Below are 13,563 nucleotides of genomic sequence, written 5' to 3'. Positions count from 1 at the left end.
CCTAGCGGGTCCACAGGACGATGCTGCCACACCCGCTCAAGCCGATCTGGAAGTTCGGCGGGGCCTGGCCGGGTCGGTACACCTCGATGGCCAGGATGTTTTTGGGATTGAGGAAGCTGTTCAGGTCCGGAGTACTGAGGTGCTGCATCAACGTGCCGTTGTAGACAATCGTGGGAAAGCATCGGGTGCCGGCGTTGCTGCGCATCAGCACCACCGGTTCTGGAGAGTTCATGCTGGACGCAGGCCTCTCGCCGTCGATGTCCGCGGATTGTGGATACTCCAGATAGATGCCTGGAATATTCCGGAAGATCTCGCTGGTCATCATGGCCGTCTTCACCGCGATGTCATTGGCCGTGATGTACGTGCCCAGGCCGGAGCGTCGACGCTCGAGAAAACCGCCGGCAACGAGGGGGGCAGGGCTGGCAATGACCTTCATGGTGTCCAGCACTGACTTGAACGTCACCAGGGATACGTGTTGTGGCGGTGCGTCCTCCACGACATCCACGGCGAGGCGCTCCGGGTAATAGCCCACGGCACGCACTTCCAATGCACGCGTGCCTCGTGGTAGTGACGAGAGTGTCCATTCGCCCTTGGCATCCGTTCTGGTCTGCGGTCCGTTGGCCATACCAACGGTCGCACCAACCAGCGGGCGACCTGCTGAAGCGCCGATGGCGGCACCCACTACCGTGCCGCGAAGTGTGCCGTCTCCCGTTTGCATCACGCGCGGCGGCAATCCGCTGGTATCTGCCTTGCTCGCGCCGTCTTGCACCACGGTCACGTGCGCGGCGCCGACGGCCAGCTCACGGCGGAGCAATCCAGAGCTCGGCACTTCCAGTTGCAGCGTGTCTGTTCCTCCAGCGTCACTCCGGGCGCTCACCTGGATGCTGCCTGGGCTCGGGACCTGGCACACGGAATACCAGCCATTGTCGCTCGTCTTTGCGGTGCGGCGCACGGTACGAATCTGCGTCCCTCCCGCACCGCCGAGAGACATTTCGAGCCAGCTCACCAGCACTGTCGCTCCCGGTACGGGGGCGTGCGTGGTGGCATCGCGCACAAAACCGACCAACGCCGCATTCCCCAAGGGATTTGCGGCCGAGCCACATACCATGGCACGGTAGGCCTTGGGCGCGGGAATACCGGTGCCAACAACGGCGTTCTGTTGATTCGACACCTGAACCATCCGCAGCGGCGCTTCCATGCCGAGCGAATCGAGTTTCGGGTGGAAGAAACCAAGGGCATAGCGGCCATCGGGCACGCTGTCGATGTAGAACTGTCCCGTGCGATCCGCCGAGACGGTCTTTCCAAAGGCGCCGCTGCCATCCGCGGATACCAGTTGTACGGTGGCATCGCCGAGTGGCACACCGGCCAGACTGTCGAAAACCACTCCACGCACCGCCGCGACCCGCGCGCCAGTGGGCTGCGCCACGGCGGGCTGCGCATTGGTGATGGAGGGGATGGCGAGTGCGCCCGTCCACCAGACGAGCCTGCGAAGACGATTGCTCAACGGCGTGGTCATGGCATTGCCTGCTGGAGATGATCCCTCCAACGTATCCGCTTCCGGTCAGACCGCCAGCATCCATCCCCTATGCGCCGATTCGTCACTGCCTGCCTGTTGCTGGTCGCCGCGCTGGAAGCGGGTGCCCAGGGCGCTCCTCCGGCGCCCGTCACCGTGCCTCCCGCAGCGCAGAATCCGTCCCCGATGGACGAATCCACGCGTGCGCATGCCCGACTATCGGCGCGAGAGCTCGGTGGCCAGCAACGTGCCGTCGCGGGGCCCGCCGGACGTACGGTCGAGTTGTGGATAGGCCATCGCACCCGGAAACGTGGCCACTATGCGCTGGTGATTCACTTTCACGGCGCGGCGTGGTTGGCACAACAAGCCGTTGCCGATCTGCGCGATGGTACCGTGGCCGCGGTGATCAATCTGGGTGCCGGTTCCGGTGCCTACGACCGGGCCTTCGCCGACCCCGCTGTGTTCGACTCGCTGTTGGCCGCCATCGATCGCGACGTGAGTCAGGTCCTTGGAGTGTCCACTCAGGCCGACCACATCACCCTGACTGGGTTTTCGGCAGGGCATGGCGCCATTCGGCGCATCCTTCGTGAGCCGCGCCATCGCGATCGAGTGCAGGCAGTTCTACTGCTCGACGGCATGCACACCTCGTACATCCCCGAGGGACGCGTGTTGGCGCTGGGCGGTTCGATCGACAGCACCAATCTCACGGCGTTTGCCGATTTTGCGCGGCGTGCCATGCGTCGGGAGAAGCGCTTTCTCGTCACGCACACCGAAATTTTCCCAGGCACCTTTGTCAGTACCACGGAAACGGCCGACTGGTTGTTGCACGCGGTTGGCCTCCGCCGCGCACCGGTGCTGGCATGGGGCCCGCGCGGCACACAACGATTGAGCGAGGTGCGCGCCGGTCGGTTCACGGTACAGGGCTATGCGGGCAATAGTGGGCCCGACCACACGGATCAGTATCACGCGATGCCGGAACTGCTGCGACAGTTGCTGAAGTAGTCGTCGTCGGGCTCTGACGGTACCAATCGGCAGGCCCGAACACCACCAATTTCGTGGCGCGTGTGCGTCACTGTTGAAGCTTGCGCGCGGCACTTTGCGAACGATCGATGTGCCCGACGAATCGAACGCGCAACGGAATGGCAACGTCGATTGTGCCCGAATCAGGGAATGCGCCTCTTGCACGCCGGTTGTCCGACCCTCACGTCCACACCGGCCTCCTCCATGAATCTCCCGACTCTGTTCACGCGCTCCCGGCGCGTGCTTCCCGCGACAGTGATTGCCGCTCTGCTGGCGGCCTGCGCTGACCGCCCCATGCCGACATCGGCGGTTCCGGAACTCCCGGCGCCACGTCTGGATCTGTCCGCTCCGGCGACAGACCTGTTCATCTCCGAATACATCGAAGGCAGCAGCAACAATAAGGCACTCGAGATCTACAATGGCACGGGCGCGGCGATCAATCTGTCGTCGGGTCAGTACAAGGTGTTGATGTACTCCAACGGTGCGGCCACGGCCAATCTCACCATCAATCTCACCGGTACCGTGCCGGCGGGCGGTGTGTTCGTGCTGGCGCATGGCTCGGCCAATGCACAGATCCTGGCCAAGGCCAACCTCACCAACTCGGCCGGGTGGTACAACGGCAACGACGCAGTCGCGCTGGTGAAGGGCAGTGCCGCGCTCGACGTGATCGGCCAGATCGGCAACAACCCCGGCACCGAATGGGGTTCGGGGCTCACCAGCACGGCCGACAACACGCTGCGCCGCAAGAGCAGCATCTGCACCGGTGACACCAACGGTAGTGATGCGTTCAATCCGGCCACCGAGTGGGACGGTTTCGCGACCGACAACATCGATGGTCTCGGTGCGCACACGGCGACCTGCGGGACCGTGACCCTGGCACCGACCGTGACCAGCACGACACCGGCGGCCGGTGCGGGCAACGTGGCGGTCACGTCGGACATTGCCGTCGCCTTCAATACGCCGGTGACGGTGAGCGGCACGTGGTACACGATCAGTTGCACCAACAGCGGCACACATGCGGCCACGGTGACCGGTGGCACGACCAACAGTGCATTCACGCTCAACCCCACGACCGACTTCACGGCGGGTGAGAGCTGCACGGTGACGATCGTGGCGGCGCAGGTGGTCGATGCGGCCAATCCGTCGGTGCCGATGACGGCGAACCATGTGCTCAATTTCTCCACGCTCGGTGGCAGCACCTGTTCGTCGGGTTTCACGCCGACCTATGCCATCCAGGGCAGTGGCGCGACCGCGGCCATCACGGGCACCGTCACCACGCAGGGTGTGGTGGTCGGTGACTTCGAAGGGGCGCAGCCGGCGCTGCGTGGCTTCTACATCCAGGACCAGACGGGCGACGGCAATGCCGCCACGTCCGACGGCCTGTTCGTGTTCAACAACACCAGCAACAGCGTCTCGTTGGGTGATGTGGTCCGCGTGACGGGCACCGCCGGTGAATTCCAGGAACAGACGCAGATCAGCAACGTCACGGCCATCACGGTGTGCAGCAGCGGCGCGACGATCACGCCGACGGATGTGACGTTGCCGGTGGCGTCCAGCACCTACCTCGAGCGCTTCGAGGGCATGTTGGTCCGCCTGCCGCAGTCGCTCTACGTCACGGAGCACTATCAGTTGGGTCGTTTTGGTCAGGTGGTGATGTCGGTGAACGCGCGTCAGATGCAGCCGACGAATGTGGTGGCGCCCGGCGCAGCCGCGGCCGCACTCCAGGCCCAGAACAACCTGGCCCGCATCATCGTCGACGATGCCACGAACGACCAGAACCCCGATCCGATCATCTTCGGTCGTGGTGGCAATCCGCTCAGCGCGAGCAACACGCTGCGTGGTGGTGATGTGGCCACGGGCATCGTGGGCATCATGACCTACACCTGGTCCGGCAACGAAGCCTCGGGCAATGCCTACCGCGTCCGTCCGATCGGCGCGATGGGTGGTGGTGCGCCAAACTTCGTGGCTACCAACGCCCGTCCGACGACGCCGACCAGCGTCGGTGGCACGCTGCGTGTGTCGTCGTTCAACGTGCTGAACTACTTCAATTCGTTCAGCGGCTGCACCTACGGTGTGGGTGGCGGCTCGACGGATTGCCGCGGCGCCGATAGTCAGACGGAATTCAACCGTCAGGTGCCGAAGACGGTCGCGGCGCTGATGGGTCTGAACGCCGACGTGCTGGGCATCGTGGAAATCGAGAACGACGGCTACGGCACCTCGAGCGCCATTGCCCATCTCGTGTCGCAGCTCAATGCGCAGGCGGGTCCCAACACGTACGCGTTCATCAATGCGGACGCGGCCACGGGCCAGACCAACGCCCTCGGCACCGATGCCATCAAGGTGGCGCTGATCTACAAGCCGGCACGGGTGACGCCGGTAGGCAACACCGCCGCACTCAATTCGGTCGCGTTCGTGAACGGTGGCGATGGCGCGCCGCGCAATCGTCCGGCGCTTGCCCAGGCCTTCCAGCAGGCCGACGGCGCCCGCTTCATCGCCGTGGTGAACCACTTCAAGAGCAAGGGCAGCGCCTGCAACGCGGGTGACGCCGGCGACGGACAGGGCAACTGCAATGCAGTGCGTGTGGCGGCCGCCACGCAGCTACGCAACTGGCTCACCACCAACCCCACGGGTACGGGTGATCCGGATGTGCTCATCCTCGGCGACCTCAATGCCTACGCCAAGGAAGACCCCATCATGGTGCTGCGCAACGCCGGTTTCATCGACCTGCTCGAGTCGCGCATCGGCCCGAACGCCTACTCGTACGTGTTCGACGGTCAGTGGGGCTACCTCGATCATGCGATGGCCTCGTCGTCGATCGCCTCGCAGATCACGGGTGTGACGACGTGGCACATCAATGCCGACGAGCCGAGCATCCTCGACTACAACACCGACTACAAGTCGGCCGGCCAGATCGTGTCACTCACGGACAACAGCGCATTCCGCACGTCGGATCATGATCCGGTGCTGATCGGCCTCACGCTGACATCGCCCGTCGTGAACGATCCGTCGCTGACCGTGACGCCGCCGGCGTCGTGGACGGCCGGTGTGTCGTCGAGCATTGGCGTCAAGTTCAGCAGCACCAAGGGTGCGCCGTACACCGTGCGCATCAACTGGGGCGACAACACGGCGGTCACCCAGTTCATCTCGACCGTCGCGCCCGCATCACCGCTGCAGCGTCCGCACGTGTACGCCGCGGCGGGCCAGTATACGGTCACGGTGAGCGTGACTGACCGCAGTGGTGCCAGCACCACGCAGACGCTGACCATCACGGTGCAGTGATGGCACACTCCACGTTTCTTCCGACCCTGACGATGTTCACGACCTCCATGCCGAAGTTCTTCACTCGCTCCGTGGCACTCGTGGCCACGACTGCCGCCCTCGTTGGTTCGGCCATGGTGCCGGGCGTCGCGGCAGCGCAGAGCACGTCCATCACTATTGGCAGCGCCGCGGAAGCGATGCCGATGGGTCCTTTCGGGGCGTTGCCTGGCGGCGCCACCGTGGCGATGGGCCAGACGTTTGTCCGTCCCACTGGTCCTGTCTGCGCGCTCACCTGCTACATGCAGGACTTCTCCTTCTGGCTCTCGCCGTCGGTGGATGAGCCGTCGAACGGACTGGTGCTGCGGGCCTATGTGGCAGAGTGGGACGGCACCAAGGTGACCAACGTGCTGTACTCCAGCGAAGAGCGCATCGGACCGACGGTGGCCTCGCAGCAGTTCACGTTTGGTACGTCGAATGTCTCGATCAATGCTGGCACGCAGTACATCGCGTTCCTCAGCGTCGTCGGGATCAGTGGTCTTCCGGGTACGGCTGTGGCGGATTTTGATGTGGTGTCTGGCGATCCGAGTCCGTATGCCGACGGCGCACTGGTGTTCACGAACAGTGCCACGACCTTCGGGGATCTGACGTCGACCGATTGGGACTATACGGGCGACCCGGCGCTGCAGGCGCGCTTCAACGCGAACTTCACCAGCAGTGTCGTGCCGGAACCGTCGTCGGTGCTGTTGTTTGCCACCGGCGCCGCCGCGCTCCTGCTGATGGTGCGTCGCAAGCAGGCCTGATCAACCACGAAGGGCAACAGAACAACCAATGATGTGAATGCAATCGAGGGCGCCGGGATTCCGGCGCCCTCGTTCGTGGTGCTTCGTCGTGTATCGTGCCGCATGCGGCGTGATGCGCGATGGACGGGGTGGCGATCAGACCCGTTCCACCACAGCCGCAATGCCCAGGCCACCGGCGATGCACAGTGTCACCACACCGATGGCTTGACCGCGCCGCTCGAGTTCGTCCAACACCGTACCCAGCAACATGGCGCCCGATGCGCCCAACGGATGACCCAGAGCAATCGCGCCGCCATTGACGTTCACGCGATCGGGATGGATACCGAGATCACGAATCGTGCGCAGGGGAACCGTGGCAAAGGCTTCGTTGATTTCCCAGAGGTCCACGTCGCTGACCGACAGCCCCGCCCGTGACAACGCGAGCTGTGACGCCGGCGTGGGAGCGGTCAGCATCAGCACGGGATCACTGCCCACGGTGGCCATCGCACGGATACGTGCCCGTGCCCGCAGGCCATGGGCGCGGGCGTAGTCGTGCGACGCTACCAGGACCGCCGCTCCGCCATCGGCAATGCCACTCGAGTTGCCGGCCGTGTGTACATGTGTGATCGCCTGCACCGTCTGTACGGCCGCCTGCATACGCGCCCCTTCATCGCTCAGGCCGGCCAGCAGTCGGTCGCGCACCTGAGTGAGCGCGAGCTGATCGAGTGAAAGATCGGCCGTAGCCGATACCGACTTGGCGCCAAGTGTCGCAAATGCGGCTCCCAGCGATGCCAAGGCTTCGGCGGTGGTCTCCCGCGGATACTCCTCGTGGTCGAGCACGACCTGCCCAGACGCCGGATCACGCACGGGCACCAGACTGCGCGCGAATCGGCCTTCGCGGATGGCTATCGCGGCCTGCTGCTGGGAACGCAGGGCGAATGCATCGATCTCCTCGCGGCTGAAGCCTTCCAGCGTGGCGATGAGATCGGCACTGATGCCCTGCGGGACCTGCCGGATACGACGGCGGAGTTGCGGATTGCCACCATCACCCACGCCGCTGCGATCCGCGGCGTCGGCACCCGGTGCGGACGGGTCGACCAGGCGCGCGGTGTCGCTGCCCATGGGCACCCGGGACATACTCTCCACGCCGCCGGCCAGCACCACCTGATGCGCTCCCGCCAGTACGCCGTTCACCGCCATGTGAATGGCTTCGAGTCCGGATCCGCAGGCGCGGGTGAGTGTGGTGGCCGGGACCGAGACGGGCCAGCCGGCGGTCAGCACGGCGTGCCGTGCGATATTGGCGCCCTGTTCGCCTGCCTGGGTCACACAGCCGAGAATGACATCGTCGACATCGCGGGCGGGAATACCCGTGCGCGACACCGTGGCGTCGAGAATCTGTGCGGCAAGCTCCTGCGGGTGGATCCCGGCCAGTGCGCCCGGGCGTGAGCTGCCGAGTGGCTTGCCACGTCCCCGCGGCGTGCGTAACGCTTCGACGATGACAGCATCCTGGGGCTTCAGATGAGACATGGTGCAATTCCTCGACCGGACATGAAGTGGGTCGGCAGCGGCGTCACGGGACCGGTGTCGACCATACAGCTATGAGACCGATCGGTCTCTTTATAGGCGTGCGACATGTGCATGGGTGAGGCTCATTTCAGCGCGACCGTGTGCGTTTGGTAGGCACCGTGGGCACGCGTCGCCGGCTGGATCTCCGGGTGAGTTGCATCCCGCGATCTTCGATACGCTGCAACGCCCACCGCAGGTGTGCGGGGTCGTCGTAGAGACGCATCAGCAGCAGGCCGCCCTCCATCGTGGCCACCAGCAGCGACGCTTCGGCATCGGCGTCCACATCTTGGATGAACTCACCGCTGGCCACGCCTTCGTCCACGATGCGGCGCACCACACGCAGCAAATCATTCATGGCGCGGCGCGTGCGGAGACGCAGTTCCGGATACAGACTGTTCTCGGCGTCGAGCGACGGATCATCCACCTCGATGGCCGTGTTGAGCAGGGGACATCCGCCCGGCACCGATGGATCGAGGCCTGAGGTGGCCATGCCCTGCGCCACACCGAGCAAACGGCCTGCCGCCGAGGGCCCCCCGTCGAGAACACACTGTCGGATGCGTCGGCCGCTGAGCCGGACGGCGTGGTCGAAGGCCGCGAGGGCGAGCGCATCCTTGCTCTCGAAATGGCGATACAGCCCCCCCTTCTCGAGACCGGCGGCCTCCATGAGGTGCGCCATGCTGGCCCCCGCATAGCCTCGGCGATTGAACACCGGCGCCGCCGTTTCCACGATGCGTTGGCGGGTGAGTTCTCCTTTCGATTGCCTCATGACTGAAGTAAAACGACCGATCGGTCGCTTTTCAAGGGCAGCGGGGCCTCGACACCACCACGAGGGGGCCACATGGTTCTTTCATGCCCCGGTCTCCGATGTACCAGCCTGTGGATCTTCGTCAGTCGCGCCCCATGCAGTTGCATGAAGGGGTGTGGAGCACGACCACGCTCGTCTGGGATGCCCTGGTGTCCGCCGCCACCGGCGACCTCGACCATCTGCAGCAGTTGGTGAGCGCCACGCCACCGCTGCGGAGTTGCCAGTACGACTACACCTCACCGCTCCAACTCGCGGTGCGCAGCGGTCATGGGGAGATCGTGGACTGGCTCGTGGAGCAGGGGGCGCTGGACCCGGACGCGCGTACACATCCCTTTCTCGACCCACTGGTCACATACGCCGAAGACCGGGGAGAACTGGCGATTGCCGAACGTCTTCGTGCTGCGTTGAAGGAACCGGGACGGGCGCACGCGTGGGGAGACACCGGGGCGATTCAGCGCGGTCGCAGCGACGAAGCCCGTGCGCTGGAAACGCTGATCGATCGCGGCGCGCATGACGAGGTACGCACACTGCTCAATGCGCATCCGGCGCTGGCAAAGGACCCCGATGCGTACTGGGGAGAGGGGCTGCTGAGTGTCCCGGCCAACAACGGTGATCACGACATGTTGGCGTTGCTCATGTCGTATGGCGCGACCGTCCCCCTCGAATCGAAGTGGGGCGCCCGGTACTACTTCAAACACACGGCGACAGCGGCGTGGTTACTCGAACGCGGCATGTCTCCTGAACACAGGAACTGGCGACAGTTCCGCTTGTTGCACGACGTCGCGTTCACCGGTGAGGTGGACAAGGCCGCACTGCTGCTGCAGTGGGGCGCGCAGATCGACGCGATCGATGACGACTACGCGTCGACGCCGCTTGGTTATGCCGCACACTGGGGCCGCGAGGACATGGTGGCGTTCCTGCTGGAGCGCGGCGCCAACCCCAATGCGGCGGGAGCGCCGTGGGCCACCCCGCTCGCCTGGGCACAGCGCAAGGGACATGGAGCGATCGTGGAGCGCCTGCGTGGCGCTGAGGCCGGCTGACCTCAGCCCGAAGTCGCACGTATTGGAGATCGAGTCATGCCCCCACACAGCGACTGCGTACCATCGGAAAGCTGGATGCCCGCGCTCGGCCATTGACGGTGCCGGAGATCGTGGCGACGACGGAATCCGAGCGAATACGCCGGTAGCTGATGCGTTGCGGAAAATCGTGCTGCGGATTCTCGAACGTGACCAGCGTGTCACTCAGGGCCACAAGTGGGAAGGTGGTCTCCGCCTGACCACTGGGCGTGGCGATGTACGCCAGACGGTCCCCCGTCTTCGCGATGCGCAAAAACTCCCAGCTACGGGCCGTATCGCGCACCACCGTGCGGCTCATGCCGATCATCACGCCGCCCTGGGGAACCATCCACTGTTCTTCGATGAGACGACCTGGTGCCCGTTGGGCCCAGCACCCGGCCAGCCACTGCAGGCGCACCGGATCCGACGGCAGTGCAGCGGGAGGTTGCGCGGCCAGCGGCCGCATGGGGCACAGCAGCAGTGCGAGGGCCGACAGCATTCTGCCACGGGAATAGGTCATGCGAACAGGGGCTGCAGGGTAGGGCGAGACGGGGCACGTGCCGGAGAGGGCCAGCATAGCATGGGTGCGGTTGGTGTCATTGGACAATTGCGACAGCCCCCGTACCGGTATCGATTTCCCTCCTCATGATGGACTATCACGAGTGGCCGACCGCCGAGCCGTCCGACGGCTTGACCGTGTGTGGATGGCGTCTGCGCCGTGAGCAGGCTGCCACCGTGTCATCGCCGGGCGCTGACCCCCCGGAGCCTGCGTTGCCCGATGGGTGCCCGGAGCTGTTGCTCAATTTTGGCGCACCATTTGAGCATCATGGCGCGAACAACGGTATTCGCTCGCAGCCGCGAGCGTTTCTCGTGGGGCAGATCAGTGGACCATTCGATGTGCGGCCGACAGGCGTGGTGGATCTGCTGGCCATTCGCTTCGAGGCCCATGGCGCCTGGGGGCTGACCGCTCCATCGGCACCACCTCCGGACAATTGGGTGGATGCGTTCGCGCCTACCACGCCCGACACCCCAGCATGGACATCGGTGCGGGCGTTGTGGCACACCTTGCAGCCGCTGGGCGATCGGGCCCGACAGGATGCCGTGAACGAATGGGTGACACGTCATGCACGTACGGCCCCGCGGACCAGTGATGTGGTGACACACGCCGTGCAGGCGATTCGCGCGACAGCCGGTGCGGTGCACATGGAGACCCTGGCCGCTGACCACCATATGGCGCTGCGCACACTGCAGCGCCGATTCACGACACAGATTGGTGTTTCACCCAAACTGTTCGCTCGCATCGTGCGCTTCCATGGCGTGTGTACCGCCTGGCGTCGTGCGCCCGATACACTGGCTCGGGTGGCGGCCGACCGTGGTTACTGCGACGAATCGCATCTCATTCGCGATTTCCGTGCATTTGTTGGTGAGCCGCCGGCAGCGTTTCTCTCTTCGCTGCCGGCGTTCACCGCATTGTTCATTCCTCGTCCGACCATCGGCACCTGACGGGCCGATGGGACATGTCATTGTACTCAGGCACTCCGGCGCAGGCGGCCCCGCTGGAACCGTGTGCTGTTGTGCAGGCTGCCCTGCGAGGACGCCTGATCCGACAGCGTGAACTCATTCACCAGGGCATTCATCGTGGTCGCCTGACCGGCCAACTCTTCGGCGGCACTCGCCGATTCTTCAGCGTTGGCGGCCACCTGTTGGGTCACCGCGTTCATCTGGTCGACGGCACGGCCGATCGTGGCAATGCCATCGCGCTGCAACTGGCTGGCCGATGCGACGTCTGCCAGCACCGTGCCGACGCGGCTGACCCGCTGGTCGATGTCGGTGAGCTGCTCCAGCACGGCGGCGTTGAGTGTCACCCCTTCATTGGCCGTCGTCACCGATTGTTCGATGAGATCAGCCGTCTGTCGGGCGGCTTCGGCACTCCGCAGGGCCAGACCACGGACTTCTTCGGCAACCACCGCGAAACCACGTCCGGCATCACCGGCACGCGCCGCTTCCACTGCTGCATTGAGCGCCAGCAGGTTGGTCTGGAACGCGATCTCGTCGATGGTCTTGATGATCTTGGCCGTGCTGTCACTCGAGTGCTTGATGCGCAGAATGGCATCCGAGAGACGCTGCATTTCGTTTACACCGCGTGTGGAACTCTGCTGCGCCTGTGCGCTCAGTTCCTGGGCCTCTGATGCATTGTCGGCGTTCTGGCGTGTCACCGAGCCCACTTCCTGAAGACCGGCGGCGACTTCTTCCAGCGAGGCGGCCTGCTCCGATGCACTACGAGCCAGGCCCTGACTGCCGTCGGCAATCTGCAGGGCCGCGCTGTTCACCTGGTCAGCCGAGGCGGTCACTTCGGACAACGTGCGGTTGAGGGCTTCTGCCGCGGTGTTCAGCGCCTGCGCCAGCACCGCATGATCACCGTGCCATTCCGTGCTCATGCGCGCGGACAGGTCACGTGCCGCCAGCCGCTCGAGCGTGGCGCGCGCTTCATTGACGGGGGCCAGCAGGTTGTCGAGGATGGCGTTGAGGCCACCGACGAGGTCACGGAATGCGCCTTCGAACGACTTGAGTTGCGCACGATCACTGAGGCGTCCGTCGATGGCGGCGGTCGTGAGACTGCGGGTTTCCGATTCCAGTGCCACCAGCGTCTCCTTGAGGCGCAGCATGGCGGATCCCAGCACGTCGGCGCTGCCACGCACGGTGACTGTCACCGACACATCGCCGGCTGCCAATCGATGCGCCACCTGGGCGAGATCGGCATCGGCCTTGGCCATGCGCTGCATGGCGCGCGCCAGCTCCGCCACTTCATCACGAGCGTCCTGATTGTCGAAGGTCACTTCGCAATCGCCTTCGGCGAGCTGATTGGCTACACCGGTGAGCTGCGCCAGCGGCTGCGTGATGCTGAGGTAGATGCCACGCGCCACGACCAGCCCGAGCACCAGGGCTGCGAGGCAGAGGCCGACGATCAGCGAGATCCCCAGGACGGCCTGCTTCTCCGCTTGCTGTGCTTCGACCGCGAGTGCCTGGTTCTGTGTGGAGATCAGAGAGTCGATGGCTTCGATGTACGAGCGCAGTGACGGCAGGACCGACGTGGTCAGGATCACCTCGGCATGTGCCACATCACCGGTCTTCCGGACGGCGGCGGCAGAATCGAACGCCGCGGCGTGCACGACCCGCAGCGCCTTGATGGCCGTGAGCTGTCTGGCCATTGTCGTATCGCCCTTCAGTGAATCGTTGGCAATCGCATCGAGTCGGGTGTAAGCCGTGTTGATCCGCTCGCGGGAGCTGACCACGCCGGCGTTCGACTGTTCGATCAGGTCGGCCGAGGTGGCAGCGAACAGGGCGAGCTTGAAGCGCGCGGCTTCGTTCACGGCATCGATGAGTGCGTTGGCGGCAAGGCCCTTCGCGGCCACTTCACGGGTGGCGATGTCTACCGTGTGGCGCAGTGATTGCACACGCACAGTGGCGATGGTGCCGGTCAATCCCAGCAACAACAGCAGCAAGCCGAAGCCGGCAATGAGTCGGTTACGAACGGTCCAGCGACGCATGAGAATTCCTATGTAAGAC

10 protein-coding genes are annotated in these 13,563 nt (G+C 64.8%); 5 read left to right on the top strand and 5 right to left on the bottom strand.

Translation table 11 applies throughout. From position 1 onward, the window contains the following. Window position 1: 1 nt before the first annotated feature. Complete coding sequence (locus tag GAU_RS16585; protein ID WP_041265628.1) at window positions 2-1,516, bottom strand: carboxypeptidase-like regulatory domain-containing protein; 1,515 nt, start codon at window positions 1,514-1,516, stop codon at window positions 2-4. Between the two features lie 69 nt (window positions 1,517-1,585). Here GAU_RS16585 and GAU_RS16580 point away from each other — a divergent pair, with 69 nt between their 5' ends. The 3 genes from GAU_RS16580 (at window position 1,586) to GAU_RS16570 (ending at window position 6,591) form a co-directional block, all read left to right on the top strand. Further along, window positions 1,586-2,515: a hypothetical protein gene (locus GAU_RS16580; RefSeq protein WP_015895058.1), complete on the top strand. Its 930-nt coding sequence runs from the start codon at window positions 1,586-1,588 to the stop codon at window positions 2,513-2,515. A 222-nt stretch (window positions 2,516-2,737) separates the two neighbouring features. After that, the gene (locus tag GAU_RS16575) at window positions 2,738-5,812 is read left to right on the top strand and encodes an ExeM/NucH family extracellular endonuclease (protein WP_156799096.1); all 3,075 of its coding nucleotides are present in this window, start codon (window positions 2,738-2,740) and stop codon (window positions 5,810-5,812) included. Beyond that, complete coding sequence (locus GAU_RS16570) at window positions 5,812-6,591, top strand: PEP-CTERM sorting domain-containing protein (RefSeq protein WP_015895056.1); 780 nt, start codon at window positions 5,812-5,814, stop codon at window positions 6,589-6,591. Before GAU_RS16575 ends, GAU_RS16570 begins: the two co-directional genes overlap by 1 nt. Window positions 6,592-6,726: 135 nt before the next feature. Here the strand turns inward: GAU_RS16570 and GAU_RS16565 are convergent, their stop codons facing one another. Together GAU_RS16565 and GAU_RS16560 are read right to left on the bottom strand one after the other, a co-directional pair. Then, window positions 6,727-8,097, bottom strand: a complete 1,371-nt coding sequence (locus tag GAU_RS16565; protein ID WP_015895055.1) for an acetyl-CoA C-acyltransferase — start codon at window positions 8,095-8,097, stop codon at window positions 6,727-6,729. Between the two features lie 127 nt (window positions 8,098-8,224). Beyond that, window positions 8,225-8,902: a TetR/AcrR family transcriptional regulator gene (locus GAU_RS16560; protein ID WP_015895054.1), complete on the bottom strand. Its 678-nt coding sequence runs from the start codon at window positions 8,900-8,902 to the stop codon at window positions 8,225-8,227. A gap of 83 nt (window positions 8,903-8,985) precedes the next feature. On the opposite strand from GAU_RS16560, the gene GAU_RS21290 reads away from it, so the two are divergent. Beyond that, window positions 8,986-9,981 carry an ankyrin repeat domain-containing protein gene (locus GAU_RS21290; protein WP_083765728.1) on the top strand — a complete coding sequence of 332 codons (996 nt, stop codon included), beginning with the start codon at window positions 8,986-8,988 and terminating at the stop codon, window positions 9,979-9,981. Window positions 9,982-10,015: 34 nt separating this feature from the next. On the opposite strand, the gene GAU_RS16550 is transcribed toward GAU_RS21290, so the two are convergent. Continuing rightward, on the bottom strand, window positions 10,016-10,516 hold the full coding sequence (locus GAU_RS16550) for a DUF6265 family protein (RefSeq protein ID WP_197526004.1): 501 nt from the start codon (window positions 10,514-10,516) through the stop codon (window positions 10,016-10,018). A gap of 125 nt (window positions 10,517-10,641) precedes the next feature. Between GAU_RS16550 and GAU_RS16545 the strand changes: the two genes are divergently transcribed. Beyond that, the gene (locus GAU_RS16545) at window positions 10,642-11,499 is read left to right on the top strand and encodes a helix-turn-helix domain-containing protein (protein WP_015895051.1); all 858 of its coding nucleotides are present in this window, start codon (window positions 10,642-10,644) and stop codon (window positions 11,497-11,499) included. Window positions 11,500-11,525: 26 nt separating this feature from the next. Here the strand turns inward: GAU_RS16545 and GAU_RS16540 are convergent, their stop codons facing one another. Then, the gene (locus tag GAU_RS16540; protein WP_041265627.1) at window positions 11,526-13,544 is read right to left on the bottom strand and encodes a HAMP domain-containing methyl-accepting chemotaxis protein; all 2,019 of its coding nucleotides are present in this window, start codon (window positions 13,542-13,544) and stop codon (window positions 11,526-11,528) included. Between the last annotated feature and the right edge of the window lie 19 nt (window positions 13,545-13,563).

This window comes from Gemmatimonas aurantiaca T-27 (assembly GCF_000010305.1).
GTDB classification, from domain to species: Bacteria; Gemmatimonadota; Gemmatimonadetes; order Gemmatimonadales; family Gemmatimonadaceae; genus Gemmatimonas; species Gemmatimonas aurantiaca.
Note: the sequence above shows the minus strand (reverse complement) of the source record. Positions and strands in the feature narration are given on the sequence as shown.

Excerpts from the sequence above, each read along its gene's own strand:
- GAU_RS16575 (WP_156799096.1), top strand. The coding sequence starts at position 2,738 with ATGAATCTCCCGACTCTGTTCACGCGCTCCCGGCGCGTGCTTCCCGCG.
- GAU_RS16560 (WP_015895054.1), bottom strand. The coding sequence starts at position 8,902 with ATGAGGCAATCGAAAGGAGAACTCACCCGCCAACGCATCGTGGAAACG.
- GAU_RS16570 (WP_015895056.1), top strand. The coding sequence starts at position 5,812 with ATGGCACACTCCACGTTTCTTCCGACCCTGACGATGTTCACGACCTCC.
- GAU_RS16540 (WP_041265627.1), bottom strand. The coding sequence starts at position 13,544 with ATGCGTCGCTGGACCGTTCGTAACCGACTCATTGCCGGCTTCGGCTTG.
- GAU_RS16580 (WP_015895058.1), top strand. The coding sequence starts at position 1,586 with ATGCGCCGATTCGTCACTGCCTGCCTGTTGCTGGTCGCCGCGCTGGAA.
- GAU_RS16565 (WP_015895055.1), bottom strand. The coding sequence starts at position 8,097 with ATGTCTCATCTGAAGCCCCAGGATGCTGTCATCGTCGAAGCGTTACGC.
- GAU_RS16585 (WP_041265628.1), bottom strand. The coding sequence starts at position 1,516 with ATGACCACGCCGTTGAGCAATCGTCTTCGCAGGCTCGTCTGGTGGACG.
- GAU_RS21290 (WP_083765728.1), top strand. The coding sequence starts at position 8,986 with ATGCCCCGGTCTCCGATGTACCAGCCTGTGGATCTTCGTCAGTCGCGC.
- GAU_RS16550 (WP_197526004.1), bottom strand. The coding sequence starts at position 10,516 with ATGACCTATTCCCGTGGCAGAATGCTGTCGGCCCTCGCACTGCTGCTG.
- GAU_RS16545 (WP_015895051.1), top strand. The coding sequence starts at position 10,642 with ATGATGGACTATCACGAGTGGCCGACCGCCGAGCCGTCCGACGGCTTG.